Source organism: Bradyrhizobium sp. (assembly GCF_035935975.1).
Lineage (GTDB): Bacteria > Pseudomonadota > Alphaproteobacteria > Rhizobiales > Xanthobacteraceae > Bradyrhizobium.
This window is the reverse complement of sequence record NZ_DASYWN010000057.1, coordinates 220,076-234,729: the sequence shown is the minus strand read 5'-3', so window position 1 is coordinate 234,729 and position 14,654 is coordinate 220,076. Positions and strand designations below refer to the sequence as shown.

The window sequence follows — 14,654 nt, the reverse complement described above, 5'->3', positions numbered from 1 at the left end:
CCGCAGATGACCACGTTACGAAGCATGACGATGAAGAGCCTTTTCCTGGCAGCCACCATGCTCGCCACCGGCTCTGCCGCATGGGCAGGGCAGGCGCCGGGTGCGCTGTCCGCGCCCGATATTCAGGTCAGCCACCACGACCGCGTCTACGCCGCCGAACAGTTCTCGAATACGGTTTCGGTCACCGACCCCGTCGACAACAAGCTGCTTGGCGTGATCCGGCTGGGCGATCCGCAGCCCGGCAATTTTAGTCCGCTGTACAAGGGGCAGGTGCTCGTGCACGGCATGGGCTTCTCGCCCGACCACAAGACGCTCGCCGTGGTGTCGATCGGCTCGAATTCGGTGACGTTCATCGACACCGCGACCAACGCGGTCAAGCACACCACTTATGTCGGACGATCGCCGCACGAGGCGTTCTTCACGCCTGACGGCAGGGAGGTCTGGGTCACCGTTCGCGGCGAGAACTACATCTCCGTCATCGACCCCGTCAGCTTTAAGGAGAAGACCCGCATCACGACCCCGAACGGGCCGGGCATGCAGATTTTCTCACCCGACGGCAAATACGGTTACATCTGTTCGTCGTTCAATCCCGAGACCGATGTCGTCGCGGTGGCCGAGCACAAGATCATCGCCAAGGTGAAGCAGGAAAGCCCGTTCTGCCCGAACATCGCGGCGACGCCGGATGGAAGCCAGGTCTGGTTCACGCTGAAGGATGTCGGCCGCACCCAGGTGTTCAACGCGAAGCCGCCGTTTAACGCAATCAAGACGATCGACACCGGCCCGATCACCAATCACGTCAACTTCGCGCATACCGCCAAGGGCACGTTCGCCTATGTCACCATCGGTGGACTGAACGAAATCAAGGTGTTCCGCACCGACGACTTCTCGCTCGTCGCAACGATCCCGGTCGGCAGCCTGCCGCACGGTGTGTGGCCGTCTGGCGACGGCACCCGCATCTATGTGGGGCTGGAGAATGCCGATGCGCTTGCGGCCATCGACACGGCGACCAACACGGTGGTCGGGAACGTTCCGATCGGCCAGGCGCCGCAGGCAATCGCCTATGTTCCAAATGCTGCGCCCAATCCCGATGACCGCCAGAACCTTCAGGCGCTAGGCGTTGCCGGCCAAGTGGCCCATCTGTCGCTCGCATCGAAGGTTGGCGCAAAGGACGGCAAGGCCCCGACCAGCGTGTCGCTGTTCGATCAGGGTCTGATTCAGATCCTGCAGGCATCGGTCACGGGACTTCAGCCCAAGCAGAAATATGTGCTTGCCCTGGCGGAGCATGGCGACGGCAGCGGCCCGCTGCAGCCGCTGGCGGCGTTCATGACCAATCCAGCCGGATCTGCTATCGTCAACGCGGCCGGCCCGATCCGACAGATCGTCGACCAGTCCGCCGTAGCCGCAAAGCGTTATCTGGTGATTGCGGCCGGCGATGCGGCCGCGCCCGGCGAGGCCGTCCAGATCGAGGCGCAATGACCGAGGTCAGGGCAGCAATGAAGATGTGACGGAGCGCGTCATGAAGGACATGCTGGTTCAGGTCGAGCCGCTGATCCCCGCGCTTCGTCGCTATGCGCGTGCGCTGGTGCGCGATCGCGCGGCGGCTGACGATCTGGTCCAGGATTGCCTGGAGCGTGCCGTCAGCCGCTGGCATCAGCGGCGCGACGGCAGCGTGCGCGCCTGGCTGTTCACGATTCTCCACAATCTGGCGGTCAGTCAATTTCGTCAGGCTGCAACGCGGGGAAGGCATATGCCGATTGATGACGCAGGCGAACGCGAGCTCGTCAGTGCGGCCGCACAGGAGCACAGGCTGGCCTATCAGGACGTCCTGAACAAGCTCGCAAGGCTGCCGGAAGAGCAGCGCGCCGTGCTATTGCTTGTTGCAGTCGAGGATTTTTCCTACGCCGAGGCGGCGAAAATGCTGGATGTCCCGGTCGGTACGGTGATGTCGCGTCTGTCACGCGCGCGGGAAAGGCTGCAGCAGGAGATGGAGGCGGCTGCGCCGGGGAATGTCGTGACCTTGCGGAGCATGAAATGAGCCTACGGCCGATCACGGAAGATGATCTCCACGCCTATGTCGACGAGGCGCTCGAGCCCGAGCGGCGTGTCGAGGTTGCTTCCTATCTGGACGATCATCCTGAGGTCGCCGGACGTGTCGCGACGTTCGCCACCCAGCGCGAGCAGTTGCGAGGTGCGCTGGCCTCGATCGCCGATGAACCATTGCCGTCCGAGCTGAACCTGTCGCACATCATTGAGCGCCGGAGGCGGCGCCCGTTGCGCGCATGGGGAGCAATCGCGGCCCTGTTGCTGCTGGGCATCGGCGGGCTCGGCGGATGGACCTTGCGCAGCCTGCAGCAGGATGGCTCGAGCGGACTGTCCGCGTTGGCGCAGGAGGCCGCCTATTCCTATGGCGTCTATGCACCGGACCGCGTGCGGCCGGTCGAGATTCGGGCTTCCGACAGTGCCGAGCTGACGCAATGGGTGTCCAATCGGCTGAAGCAGCCGGTCAAGGTGCCTGATCTCTCGATGTCCGGCTATCGGCTGATGGGTGGGCGCCTGGTTGCGACGTCGCATGGGCCGGCCGCGATGTTCATGTATGACGACGATCTTGGCGATCGCCTCGTCGTGCTGACACGCCCGATGAACAGCGGCAGTCGGGATGCGCCGATGATGCCGCATGCGTCTGGCGACGTCGCGGGCTTCGCATGGGCGGATGGCGGCATGGGCTATACGCTCGTCGGCCAGCTTCCGGGGGACACCCTGAAGCCGATCGCGAACGAGATCCGGAAGCAGGCGCGCCCGATCTAGCCTGGAAGACACGACAGGGGCCCGCACACTGGCGCGAGCCCCGTTGCCTGATCGTCAGATCTCAATCCAGCAGCTTGGTGTCGTCAGGTGCCTGTGGCGGCGTCTTGATCGCGATCGCCTTGACCTGGCCGCTGATCGGCTTGGTGCCGCCATGCGGCGTGCCCTTCGGGATGATCACGAGATCGCCGGGCTTCACCGTGACCTCCTTGTCGCCGAGCCAGATCGTCCCGGTTCCGTCCAGGATGTACTGGATCTCGTTGGTGTTGGGGTGCATGTGCTTGGGCACATTGCCGACCTGGATCGAGATGGTGGCGCCGTCGGCGCTGGCGAACATTTTCGAGCGGTAGCCGACATTGTTGGCGGCCCCGAGCGCATCGCCCTCCATCTCGCCGGTATGGATGATCTGCGCGGTGATGTTCTCGGCGGCCAGCGCCGGCCGAAGCAGCTGGTTCGCGCCGCATCCGGCGGCAAAGGCGGCGGCGATCGACAGTCCGGCAACAAGGCGATTCATGGATGATCCTCCCCATCAAGAATTGTTGTTGTGGGCGCATGCTATTTCGTCGATAGGCCAATGGCTAGTCGCACTTAAGCGGTGCTTCTCAAGCTGGTCCCGCTGCTCTATGGTGCCGCCAGCCGAACGGAGGAAACCAATGAAGAACACGATTGCCAGGCTCGCCGGCGCACTGCTCGCGCTGACGCTCACCACCGGTCTTGCCGCGGCCCAAAGCAAGGTGACCGTCGCGATCGGTGGCGGCGCCTGCCTGTGCTATCTGCCGACGGTGCTGGCCAAGCAGCTCGGCGAATACGAGAAGGCCGGCCTCAATGTCGAGCTGGTCGACCTCAAGGGCGGCTCGGACGCGCTCAAGGCCGTGCTCGGGGGCAGCGCCGACGTCGTCTCCGGATATTTCGACCATTGCGTCAACCTCGCCGCCAAGAAGCAGGAGCTTCAAGCCTTCGTGGTCTATGACCGCTATCCCGGCCTCGTGCTGGTGGTCGCGCCCTCGCGTACCAATGACATCAAGTCGGTCAAGGATCTCTCCGGCAAGAAGGTCGGCGTCAGCGCGCCCGGCTCCTCCACCGACTTCTTCCTGAAATATCTGCTGAAAAAGAACGGGCTCGATCCCGCGGGCACCGCCGTGATCGGCGTCGGCCTCGGCGCGACGGCGGTCGCCGCGATGGAGCAGGGGCAGCTCGACGCGGCCGTGATGCTCGATCCATCCGTGACCGTGCTCCAGGGCAGCCACAAGGATCTGCGCATCCTCTCTGACACCCGCACCCAGAAGGACACGCTCGAGACGTTCGGCGGCGAATATCCGGGCGGGGCGCTGTATTCGACCGTGGCCTGGATCAACGGCCACGAGAAGGAGACGCAGGCGCTCACCAACGCGATGCTCGCGACGATCGCCTGGATCCACTCGCATTCGCCCGAGGAAATCATGGCGAAGATGCCGGAGGAGATGGTCGGCAAGAACAAGGACCTCTATCTCGCCGCGCTGAAGAACACGATCCCGATGTTCTCCGAGACCGGCAAGATGGACCCGAAGGGCGCGGACGCCGTGCTCGCGGTGTTCAGCGTCGGCTCGCCCGAGGTCGCCAACGCCAAGATCGACGTCAGCAAGACCTTTACCAACAAGTTCGTCGATCAGGCCAAGAAGACCACCGGAAGCGCCAAATAACTGACGCGAACGCGTTGTAATCAGGCGTCATGACGTCACTCACCATCCATCGCGTCACGACGCTTGATCTTGCCGTGCGGCCGGCCGTCTGGCCGTTCGCGGAGGAGCGCCGCGACGAGATCGCGGCGCATTTTGCCCAGCAGCAGCGCGAGCGGCCGAAGATCTGGAACGGCCGCGTCCTGCTTGGGCGCGATGCCGTGTTCACGGACGGCCATCTCTCCGCGACCTATTTCGAGACCGATTTCGCCAGCTTCCTCGCCTGGCGCGACTGGGGCTATCCCGACAAGGCCGTGTTCAACGGTTTTGGCATGGGCGCGCTGCGCGCCTCCGATGGCGCGTTCATCATGGGCGAGATGGCGCATCACACCTCCAATGGCGGCCGCATCTATTTCCCGTCCGGCACGCCCGATCTCGACGACGTCAGGGACGGGATGCTCGACATTCCCGGCAGCGTCGTCCGCGAGCTCGCCGAGGAGACCGGCCTGTCCGCGGCCGACTGCCGGGCCGAGCCGGACTGGCACTGCGTCTTCACCGGTCCGTCGCTTGCAATGATACGGGTCCTCAACCTGGATGTGCCGGGCGACGTCGCCCGTGCCCGCATCGAAGCCAATCTCGCGCGCGAGGCCGAGCCCGAATTGTCGGCCATCCATCTCGTGCGCGGGATCGATGATCTCAAGCCGTCCATGCCGCGATTTGTCACGGCCTTCGTCGAGCAGCAGTTCGCCTCGCGCTGATGCCGAGGCTTGACATCGCTGCGCGCAGCCCATGTGATGGGCAAAAAGTAAACCAAAAAGAATGCAATGCACAATCGTCCAGGGAGGTTTAGATGCGCCTGCGCATGGCTGCCCGCTTGGTACGTGGGCTGTTGGTCGCGATAGCAGCGACGGGCTTGGCGGTGTCCGCCCAGGCTCAGGAGAAGAAGATCAAGATCGGCGTCGTCTTTGATTTGACCGGGCCTCTCGCGGGTGGTGGATCTGAGCTCGGCTATATCGGCGCAAAGATCGTCCTCGACCATTTCGCCAAGACCGGCGTCGAGGGCTACAAGATCGAGGCGGTCTATGCCGATGCGCAAAGCAAGCCCGACATTGCCATCAACGAATCCGTCCGCCTGCTCGAGCAGGAGAAGGTCGACATGGTGCTCGGCTTCTTCTCCTCGGCGCAGTGCGTGCCGGTGGCTGCGCGCGTCGAGCAGCTCAAGAAGTTCATGTGGATGACGACCTGCATCTCGTCGGCCGTGTTCAACGACAAGGGCTACAAATACGTCTTCCGCCCGCAGGCGAGCGGCGACCAGTTCGGCATGATGACGATGGATTTCATCGCGCAGAATGCCAAGGCAAAGTTCGGCAAGGAGCCGAGCGAGCTGCGCGTCGCCATCATCCACGAGGACGGCGCCTATGGCGTCGACGTCTCCAAGGGCAACGAAGCCGGCGCGAAGAAGGCGGGCTTCAACGTCGTGATGAAGGAGGGCTATTCGGCGACCGCGCCCGATCTCTCCGCGCTCGTGACCAAGCTGAAGCGCGCCAAGCCCGACGTCATTTTCCACACCGGCTACAACCCCGACATTACGCTGCTGCTGCGGCAGGCCCGTGAGCAGGGGCTGAAGTTCGGCGCGCTGATGGGCCATGGCGCGGGCTACGGCGTCTATGAAAAGCTCAAGGAGGGCATGGGCGCGGACGCCACCTACATCTTCAACACCGATCCGATTTCGATCTGGCTTGCCAACCAGAAGACGATGGATCCAAAGCTCCCGGCCGTGATCAAGATGGTCGGTGAGGAGTTCGACAGGATCAGGCCCGGCGTCGCCATCCGTTCGGCCCATGTCGGCATCGGTGCGTCCAACACCTATGTGTTCATGAGCGACGTGCTGCCCCGTGCGATCAAGAAGTACGGCGGGGTCGATCCCGATGCGCTGCGCAAGGCCGCGCTCGACACCGACATCCCCGAGGGTGGCACCATGCTCGGCTTCGGCGTCAAGTTCTACGGCGAGGGCACGCCGATGGCGGGGCAGAACGAGCGCTCGTTCCCGGTCGTGATCCAGTACATCGACGACAAGTCCCATGTGGTGTGGCCCAAGAGCCAGGCGCAGCGCGAAGCCGTGCTGCCGCTGCCGAAGGGCACCACCTACAGCAACCAGTAGCGCAATACTTGTAACAAGGAGAGCGGGGCGGTGCTGGAAGTCAGCGGGCTGGTGAAGCGGTTTGGCGGCTTCACCGCCGTGAACAATGTGTCGTTTCGCGTCGATCAGGGCGAGATCCTCGGCCTGATCGGCCCCAACGGCTCGGGCAAGAGCACGATCTTCAACATGCTCTCCGGCACGCTGGCGCCGACCTCCGGCTCGATCCTGTTTGGCGGGCACGAGATCGCGGGCCTTGCGCCGCACCGGATCATCAACCGCGGCATCGGCCGCACCTTCCAGATCCCGCGCCCCTTCCGTCGCCTGACCATTTTCGAGAACGTCGCGCTCGCGGGCTTCTACGGCCAGGGCCGGCACAGCCGCATCAAGGCCGAGGAGGCGGCCGAGCGATCGCTGGCCATGGTGGGACTTCCGACCGATCGCCATGCCAGCGTCGATGGCCTCGGCGCTGCGGGGCTGAAAAAGCTCGAGCTCGCCAAGGCACTCGCCACCGCGCCAAAATTGCTGCTTGCCGACGAAAGCCTCGGCGGCCTCGACGAGGCCGAGATGGACCAGGCGGCGGACATGCTCCGCAACATCCGCGACGAGCTCGGCATCACCATCATCTGGGTCGAGCACATCATGGGTGTGCTGATGCGCGTCGTCGACCGCGTCATGGTGCTCGATCACGGCGAGAAGATCTCGGAAGGGCTGCCGAGTGCGGTTGCGGGCGATCCGCGCGTCATCGAGGTCTATCTCGGCACCGATGCCGAGACCACGCAGGCCGCGGCAGCTGAAGCGCGCCGCCGCGCGGGAGGGCCGTGATGCTGGAGCTCCGCGGCGTCAATGCCGGCTACGGCACCTTCCAGGCACTGTTCGACGTCAATCTCGACGTGAAGGCGGGCGAGGCCGTCGGCGTCATCGGCCCGAACGGCGCCGGCAAGACCACCTTGATGCGCGTCATCTCCGGCCTGATCCGTCCCTCGCGCGGGGCGATCAAGATGGAGACCGTCGACGTCGTCGCGACCCCGCCGCACAAGATCGTCAGCCTCGGCATTGCGCATGTGCCGGAGAACCGGCGGCTGTTTCCGCAGCTCACGGTCGACGACAATCTCAAGATGGGCGCCTTCATGAAGGAGGCGCGCGATCACTATGCCGAGCGGCTGGAGGTCGTGTTCGACCTGTTTCCGCGCCTGAAGGAACGCCGTCACCAGATGGCCGGCACCATGTCCGGCGGTGAGCAGCAGATGTGCGCGATCGGCCGGGCGCTGATGTCCAATCCAAAGCTGCTGCTGCTCGACGAGCCCTCGGCGGGACTGGCGCCGGTCGTGGTGCAGCAGGTGTTCGAGCTGGTGAAGCGGATCCGCGCCAGCGGGCTGACGGTGCTGATCGTCGAGCAGAACGTGCAGCAGGTGCTGAAGGTGGTCGACCGCGCCTATCTGATCGAGGCCGGCAGCATCCGCGCGTCGGGCACCTCGGCCGAGATGCTGGCGAGCGACACCGTCAAGGAAGCATATCTGGGGGTGTGAGGTTCATGCAGGCGTTCCTGGACATATTCGACATCTATCTGCTGGAGGCTGTCATCAATGGCATCCTGCTCGGCGGTGTGCTGGCGCTGCTCGCGCTCGGGCTCAACCTGATCTTCGGCGTCATCGACGTGACCTGGATCTGCTACGCCGAGCTGGTGATGATCGGCATGTACGCCATGTATTTCATGGTGCAGTATTACGGCGTCAGCTACTTCGTTGCCGCGCCGCTGACGATCCTGCTGGTCGCGGTGCTCGGCGCGGCGCTGCATTACCTCGTGATCGCGCCGCTGCTCACGGCGCCGCCGATCAACCAGCTGCTGGCAACCGGCGGCGTGCTGTTCGTGCTGCAGAGCTTCGCCACCGTCGCCTTCGGCATCGACTTTCGCAATCTCGGCATCCGCCTGCCCGTGCTCGCCTTCGGCGACATGAACTTCAGCTACGCCCGGCTGCTTTCGTTTCTGGCCGCGCTGGTCGGCATGGTCGCGGTCTATCTGTTCATGACGCGGACCTTCACCGGCACCGCGATCCGCGCGATCTCGCAGGACCGGCAGATCATGGCGTTGATGGGCGTCGACACCAAGCGGATCTATCTCATCACCTCCGCGCTCGGCGGCGCGCTGGCCGGGCTCGCCGCGTGCCTGCTGGTGCTGCAATATGACGTGCATCCCTTCGTCGGCCTGTCCTTCGGGCCGATCACCTTCCTGATCTGCGTGCTCGGGGGGCTCGGCAATTTCATCGGCGGCTTCATTGCCGCCTTCGTGTTCGCCGAGATCATCTCGCTCGGCGGCCTGTTCTCCGACCTCGAATGGGGCTACGTGCTCGCCTTCGCCTTCTTCATCGTCATGATGTTCATCCGGCCCGCGGGCCTGCTTGCGAGGCGCCGATGACGGGGCAGGGGCGGCTTGCAGCTTGGGGGATCGGACTGGCGGCGCTGGTCGCGCTGCCCTTCCTTTATCGCGATCCCTATCATCTCCACATCCTGGTGCTGATCCTGATCTGGTCGTTCGCCTATACGTCGTGGTCGATGATGGGGCGGTTCGGTCTCGTCTCGCTCGGCCATGGCGGCTTCATGGGTATTGGCGCCTATGTCACGGCGCTGCTCTGGAATCATCTGGGACTATCGCCCTGGGTGGGCATCCCCATCAGCATGGTCGCGGCCGGCGCGCTGGCGCTGATCGTCGGTTATCCCTGCTTCCGATTCCGCATCACCGGGCACTATTTCGTGCTGGTGACGCTGGCGCTGTCGGGCATCGTGCTCCAGGTCATCACCGCAACGCGCGACTATACCGGCGGCTCGCTCGGCTACACGCCGAACCGGGCCACAGGCAACAAGCTGCTGGCGCTGCAATTCGACGACAAGACGACCTGGTACCTGATCGCGCTCGCGGTCTGGCTGTTCGGCATCGTGGTCTGGCACTGGATCGACCGCAGCATGGCCCGCTATGCGCTGGAGGCGATCTCCGAGGACGAGGACGCGGCGGCGGCCGCCGGCGTGGACGTCACCGCGGAGAAGCTGAAGATCACGCTGCTCAGCGCGCTGATGACGGCGCTGGCGGGCGCCATCTATTGCCAGTACCAGATGTTCATCACGCCCGACACCGTCAGCGGCATCGCGGTGTCGCTCCAGATGGTGTTCGCGGCCATCGTCGGGGGCCTGTTCGTCTCGCTCGGCCCGACCGTGGGCGCCATCATCACCATCCTGCTGGCGGAGACCTTGCGCATCGGCTTCGGCACCAAGGCGGTCGGCTGGGACAACCTCGTCTACGGCGTGCTGCTCGTGCTTTTCATCATATTCCTTCCCAAGGGCATCCTTGGTAGCTTGCTCGACCGACTGAAGCCGCAACGCAAGGTGCCCCGCGCTCATGAGCAAGAAGCCGTCCAAATCGCTCGCCCAGGAACTTGACCGCTACATCACGCCGTTCCGCTACGATGGTTCGGGCAAGTTCCACCTGAAGAATTACAAGACCGACGAGAAGGACGATCTGGACAAGGACACAGCGCAGGAGATCCTCGACGCCAACAAGAAGCGGCTGGTCGCGTTCCAGGAAAAGCTCTACGCCCAGGACCGCTGGTCGTTGCTGATCGTGTTCCAGGCCATGGACGCGGCCGGCAAGGATTCTGCGATCAAGGCGATCTTCGAGGGAATCAATCCGCAAGGCTGCGAGGTCCACGCCTTCAAGGCGCCGAGCAGCGAGGAGCTCGATCACGACTTCCTCTGGCGCCACGCCATCGCGCTGCCCGAGCGCGGCCATATCGGTATCTTCAACCGCTCCCACTACGAGGAATGCCTGGTCACACGCGTGCACCCGGAGATCCTCGCCAAGGAGAAGCTGCCGCCGAAGCTCGTCACCAAGAACATCTGGAAGGAGCGGTTCGAGGACATCTCGGCCTTCGAGCGCTATCTTTGCCGCAACGGCACCGTGGTCCTGAAGTTCTTTCTCAACGTGTCCAGGGAAGAGCAGCGCCAGCGATTCCTCGACCGGCTGGAGGACCCGGCCAAGCAGTGGAAGTTCTCGATGGACGACATCAAGGAGCGCGCCTTGTGGCCGCGCTACCAGGCGGTCTATCAGGACATCGTCCGCCACACCGCAACGTCCCATGCGCCGTGGTACGTCGTTCCCGCCGACCACAAATGGTTCGCCCGCGTCGTGATCGGCTCGGTGATCAATGCCGCGCTCGAAAAGCTCGACCTGCGCTTCCCCCGCGCCGACAAGGCGTCGCTGGCGGAGTTCGAGGCAGTGCGCAAGGCGCTCGAGCGGGAAGGGAAGGGGAAGCGGTGAGTGCCGCGATCCCCGCTCTCGTAGGGTTGGCAAAGCGCAAGCGTGCCCACCAATGTTCGATTGGATAGAGGTGGTGGGCACGGCGCTGACGCGCCTTTGCCCACTCTACGCTCCTAAGCTAGCCGCGCGTCAGTACCCCCGGCCCCACCAGTAGCAGAAGCGCTCGACATTGGCGGGAAGGCTGGCCTCGTAATTCGCCCACTTCTCGTATTTCGGCAGCTTCACTTCCTTCATCGCGGTGTCGAAGCATTTGCCGGCGTCCGCCGCCTTCTTTACCTCGGCGGACAGATCCTCCATGTAGGCGATGTCGGCCTCGACGTCCTTCTTGGTGCCGAAGCGGCCGCCGGCATAGGGATGGCCGGGGATCATCCGCTCCCAGTCGAGCGAGGCCAGCTTCTTCAGCGAGGCGATATATTCCAGCGGCGAGGCGTTGTCGGGGATGTTGCGGAACTGGACGGATTCGATCGGCGCGAAGTCGACGACGAAGACGATCTTCTCCTTCGGCAGCCGCATCACCAGCGAATTGTCGGAATGGTTGCGGCCGACATAGTCGAGCTCGAGCGTGGTGCCGCCGAGCTTGATGATCTTCTGGTCGCCGACCACCTGGTCCGGCATCACGACGTCGGCGAGCAGCGAATTCTGCTTCTTCAGCTCGAGCAGGCGCTCCCTGGTCCGCTTGTGCGCGACGAAGGTGGCGCCGAGATCCTTGAAGGGCTGGCCGCCCGCGATGTGGTCGTAATGGTGATGGCTGTAGATGACGTATTTGATCGGCTTGTCGGTGACCGCCTTGATCGCGTCGATATACGGCTTTGCGGGACGCAGATAAGAGATCGGGTCGGTCGCGATCACGCCCTGCGGCGTCACCACGAACATGGACTGATGGCCGCCATAGCGGAAGATGTAGACGTTGTCGGTGCCATCGACCTTGCGGGTCGAGGTCTGCGGCGGGTTTTGCGCGAACGCTGACCCGGTCACGAGAGCAGCGAGAACGGCGATGCAGAATGATGCTTTCATCTCTGGCTTTCTGGAAAAATGATAAGGGCGGAAGAGGCGAAGTATTCTCTTCGACACAAACGCTGCGTCGAGGGATTTATTCCGCTGTTTCACGGCCAATCTGTCGCGGCAAAGCATGGAACACGTCCGCAAAAGTGATCCGAAAGCAATTGATCCCGCTTGACAGTTTTATGTCACGGGAGGAGCATCGTGATGGTCGCGAATACGCGACGCGTAACGTCCACCTTCTGAGCAAGGGGAGGTCTATGACGCCACCTCCGCAAATCCAGCCGCGTTAAGTGCGATGGAGCTCGTTCGGACTATCGCATAGCGGCGGAAACCGCGAACGGCACGCCGGGGACTGGTTAGAGGGCTGCATCAGTGAGGCAAAGCCCCTACCTACCCGGCGCTGTGCGTTTTGGGAGGAGCGCGCTACGCCTTCTTCTGCACGCCGAAGAGATCACCGAGCCATTGATAGTAGACCGGCTGCTTGTCATGCAGCGTGACGCGGTTGATCGGCGGACGGTCGACATTGCCCCAGAGATAGAGGCTTCCTGGACTGCACCCCTTAGGTGAGACACGATAATTTCAGTGACAGTGGGGTTGTCACGATGCGTTACCGCGCTTTGTTTTGCGCGAACGCAGTTTCGAACTCAAGAGGCGACTGGTATCCGAGCGCCGAATGCAGGCGCTCTTTACTGTAAACCTCCGCGATGAAGCTGTTGATGTGGCGCGGGCGTCGACCAGGTCGGCGAAGGCTTTGCCGTTGATCTGCTCAGCCTTGAGCGTTTTCATGAAGCTTTCAGCCTTGGCGTTGTCGAAGGGATTGCCCGGCCTGCTCATGCTGATGGTGATGTCGCGCGCGGTGCAGTATCTGAAGGGAAAGAGTTCCCATAAGCTTCTGACGGAGTACCAGTCATTGAGGAAGCGCTACTGGGGTCAGCATCTGTGATCGCGGGGACATTGGGTGGCAACCGGTCGAAATGTTACCGATGAAGTCTGGAAGAAGTACATCGAAGATCAAAAGCCGGAAGAGCCGGACGACAATTTCAAGGTTGTTTGTGCAAATCGACCCGAAGGGTCGATCAATTCGGCTTCCAGCCGAGCGGTTCGCTCAGCGTATGGATTCTTGTCGTGCGGCCTCCGCGCGAGCGGCTGATTGCAGTTCACTCCTCGAAGGTCAAGGGATTGTTGATCTCGGCGCCGGTGAACGAGGCCGCCATCGGCCGGCGTACGCCGGGCAGCACCGCGACATCGTACAACTCCGTCACCGCGCCCTCGATGCGGATCCATTGCACGATGTCGCCGGAGGCGAGGTTCACGACCTGGACGCCGCACCAGCCGTCGGCATCGCGCTTCTTCATTTCGTCATCGAGCGCCAGCCCGGAAAATGATCCGTCGCGCGACAGCGACAGGCCGACCACGGCGTGGCCATTGTGGAACGCCAGCCCGCGCAGGAAGCCCGGGCAGAACGCGCGCGGCGCGAAGCTACCGCTGGCGAGATCGACGGTGCCGAGCTGTCCGGTGCCGGAGTTCAGCACCCAGAGCTGGTCACCGTGCCAGCGCGGCGAGTGCGGCATCGAGAGTTTCTCGGTGACGACCGCGCCGCTCGCCACGTCGATCACGATGCCGCCTTCGGCCCGCCGCGCCCGCCAGCCATTGACGACGTCGCTGCGGCTGGTCGCGGTGACGAAGGCCGCCTCGCCGTCCCTGACCGCAAGGCCATTGAGATGGCAGCGATCCTCGGCCGCCAGTTTCGAGATGAAGGACGGCTTCCAAAACACCCGGAAGGCGTGCACCGGGGATAGCAGCGACAGGCATGAATAGAGCGTATTGACGAACACGATGCGGCCGTCGCCGAGCACGCTGACATCGTGAATGTCGAGTTCGCCCGTGGTGTGCGCGACGCGCGGCACATAATAGCGGTCGGCGCCATCAGCCGTCTGGTCGGCCGCCAGGACGTTTTCGAAACGCCAGACCTGGAACGGTGTCGCCAACACCAGGCGCTGCGGATCGGCCCACACGCCCATGGCGCGGCCGGTGCCGACCTCGTGAATGGCAAGCCCTCCGGCCCCATCGACGCCCACGAGATAGAGCCGGCCGGTCTGATAGGAGGTGAAGACGAGGCTGACCTGATTGGCCTGGAGCCAGCCCGCCATGCCACGCGAACAGGTGATGTGCGCGGCCGTCAGTTGCGGCAGCGTGGCGGCTGATGATGTGGGGCTGGGCGCAGCGTCGCTCAATGATTCAGGTCCTTGATTCTCGGGAACGCGCCGTTCGTTGCAGCAACATCAGGCGGCGTCTCGCTCAAGCAAGTCTTGTTCCGGCAAGTCTCGCTATGCGGCATCTCTTGCTGCGAAGCAAGTCTCGCGATCGGACTCGTCCTGCTGTGTGGCACGGTCTGGAAGCGCGATTCATCTGACCATTTCCGGGTGTCGGACGATCGCGTCGGTGATCGGGCATCGAGGCGCGGCAACGTCCCCGCAGCCCTTTCCAAAGGCAGCCCGCCTTGATACATACGCCCCGCACCCGACGGGCTTTGCCCCGGTTGCCTTCCAAGCAAGCCTTTGGGACGGACGAAGCAAGCCACGCGAACAGCGTCGGCCCTCCATCCACCGTCCCCGGCATTCTGGCCAAGGCAAAGCAACGGTTTAACGCGGGGTGGAGCAGCCCGGTAGCTCGTCAGGCTCATAACCTGAAGGTCATAGGTTCAAATCCTATCCCCGCAACCAAATTCGGAATGACCGGTTCGATACGA

At 63.5% G+C, this 14,654-nt stretch carries 15 protein-coding genes, 1 tRNA gene and 1 pseudogene; 13 read left to right on the top strand and 4 right to left on the bottom strand.

Features of this window, described 5'->3' with window-relative positions:
* Nucleotides 1–6 precede the first annotated feature (6 nt).
* Genes VGR99_RS37125 through VGR99_RS37115 form a run of 3 tightly spaced genes read left to right on the top strand, consistent with a single transcriptional unit; the run spans nt 7 to nt 2,805 of the window.
* Nucleotides 7–1,476, top strand: coding sequence for a YncE family protein (locus VGR99_RS37125; RefSeq protein WP_326904902.1), 1,470 nt, complete (start codon nt 7–9; stop codon nt 1,474–1,476).
* Between the two features lie 40 nt (nt 1,477–1,516).
* On the top strand, nt 1,517–2,035 hold the full coding sequence (locus VGR99_RS37120) for an RNA polymerase sigma factor (RefSeq protein ID WP_326904901.1): 519 nt from the start codon (nt 1,517–1,519) through the stop codon (nt 2,033–2,035).
* Nucleotides 2,032–2,805 carry an anti-sigma factor gene (locus VGR99_RS37115; protein ID WP_326904900.1) on the top strand — a complete coding sequence of 258 codons (774 nt, stop codon included), beginning with the start codon at nt 2,032–2,034 and terminating at the stop codon, nt 2,803–2,805. The genes VGR99_RS37120 and VGR99_RS37115 overlap by 4 nt, the downstream gene beginning before the upstream one ends.
* Before the next feature lie 61 nt (nt 2,806–2,866).
* On the opposite strand, the gene VGR99_RS37110 is transcribed toward VGR99_RS37115, so the two are convergent.
* Nucleotides 2,867–3,316 carry a cupin domain-containing protein gene (locus VGR99_RS37110; RefSeq protein WP_326904899.1) on the bottom strand — a complete coding sequence of 150 codons (450 nt, stop codon included), beginning with the start codon at nt 3,314–3,316 and terminating at the stop codon, nt 2,867–2,869.
* Nucleotides 3,317–3,455: 139 nt separating this feature from the next.
* On the opposite strand from VGR99_RS37110, the gene VGR99_RS37105 reads away from it, so the two are divergent.
* The 8 genes from VGR99_RS37105 (at nt 3,456) to VGR99_RS37070 (ending at nt 10,903) form a co-directional block, all read left to right on the top strand.
* Nucleotides 3,456–4,481, top strand: coding sequence for an ABC transporter substrate-binding protein (locus VGR99_RS37105; protein ID WP_326904898.1), 1,026 nt, complete (start codon nt 3,456–3,458; stop codon nt 4,479–4,481).
* 29 nt (nt 4,482–4,510) lie between these two features.
* A complete protein-coding gene (locus VGR99_RS37100) occupies nt 4,511–5,215 on the top strand; it encodes an NUDIX hydrolase (RefSeq protein WP_326904897.1) in 705 nt (234 codons plus the stop codon).
* A 92-nt stretch (nt 5,216–5,307) separates the two neighbouring features.
* A complete protein-coding gene (locus tag VGR99_RS37095) occupies nt 5,308–6,618 on the top strand; it encodes an ABC transporter substrate-binding protein (protein ID WP_326904896.1) in 1,311 nt (436 codons plus the stop codon).
* Nucleotides 6,619–6,648: 30 nt separating this feature from the next.
* Nucleotides 6,649–7,419, top strand: coding sequence for an ABC transporter ATP-binding protein (locus VGR99_RS37090; RefSeq protein WP_326904895.1), 771 nt, complete (start codon nt 6,649–6,651; stop codon nt 7,417–7,419).
* Complete coding sequence (locus VGR99_RS37085) at nt 7,419–8,123, top strand: ABC transporter ATP-binding protein (protein ID WP_326904894.1); 705 nt, start codon at nt 7,419–7,421, stop codon at nt 8,121–8,123. The genes VGR99_RS37090 and VGR99_RS37085 overlap by 1 nt, the downstream gene beginning before the upstream one ends.
* Nucleotides 8,124–8,128: 5 nt before the next feature.
* A complete protein-coding gene (locus VGR99_RS37080; RefSeq protein WP_211411851.1) occupies nt 8,129–9,010 on the top strand; it encodes a branched-chain amino acid ABC transporter permease in 882 nt (293 codons plus the stop codon).
* Nucleotides 9,007–10,026, top strand: coding sequence for a branched-chain amino acid ABC transporter permease (locus VGR99_RS37075; RefSeq protein ID WP_326904893.1), 1,020 nt, complete (start codon nt 9,007–9,009; stop codon nt 10,024–10,026). Before VGR99_RS37080 ends, VGR99_RS37075 begins: the two co-directional genes overlap by 4 nt.
* Entirely contained in the window at nt 9,986–10,903 is a 918-nt protein-coding gene (locus tag VGR99_RS37070) for a polyphosphate kinase 2 family protein (RefSeq protein ID WP_326904892.1), read from the top strand. The genes VGR99_RS37075 and VGR99_RS37070 overlap by 41 nt, the downstream gene beginning before the upstream one ends.
* A 129-nt stretch (nt 10,904–11,032) precedes the next feature.
* On the opposite strand, the gene VGR99_RS37065 is transcribed toward VGR99_RS37070, so the two are convergent.
* Together VGR99_RS37065 and VGR99_RS40125 are read right to left on the bottom strand one after the other, a co-directional pair.
* Nucleotides 11,033–11,917, bottom strand: a complete 885-nt coding sequence (locus tag VGR99_RS37065; RefSeq protein ID WP_326904891.1) for an MBL fold metallo-hydrolase — start codon at nt 11,915–11,917, stop codon at nt 11,033–11,035.
* Between the two features lie 585 nt (nt 11,918–12,502).
* Entirely contained in the window at nt 12,503–12,739 is a 237-nt protein-coding gene (locus VGR99_RS40125) for an integrase core domain-containing protein (RefSeq protein ID WP_414645215.1), read from the bottom strand.
* Between the two features lie 10 nt (nt 12,740–12,749).
* Here VGR99_RS40125 and VGR99_RS40135 point away from each other — a divergent pair.
* A pseudogene (locus tag VGR99_RS40135) lies at nt 12,750–12,956 on the top strand (transposase); the annotation flags it as partial.
* A 106-nt stretch (nt 12,957–13,062) separates the two neighbouring features.
* On the opposite strand, the gene VGR99_RS37055 reads toward VGR99_RS40135, so the two are convergent.
* Nucleotides 13,063–14,139 carry a TIGR03032 family protein gene (locus tag VGR99_RS37055; protein WP_326904889.1) on the bottom strand — a complete coding sequence of 359 codons (1,077 nt, stop codon included), beginning with the start codon at nt 14,137–14,139 and terminating at the stop codon, nt 13,063–13,065.
* A 412-nt stretch (nt 14,140–14,551) separates the two neighbouring features.
* Between VGR99_RS37055 and VGR99_RS37050 the strand changes: the two genes are divergently transcribed.
* A tRNA-Met gene (locus tag VGR99_RS37050) sits at nt 14,552–14,628 on the top strand.
* Nucleotides 14,629–14,654 lie beyond the last annotated feature (26 nt).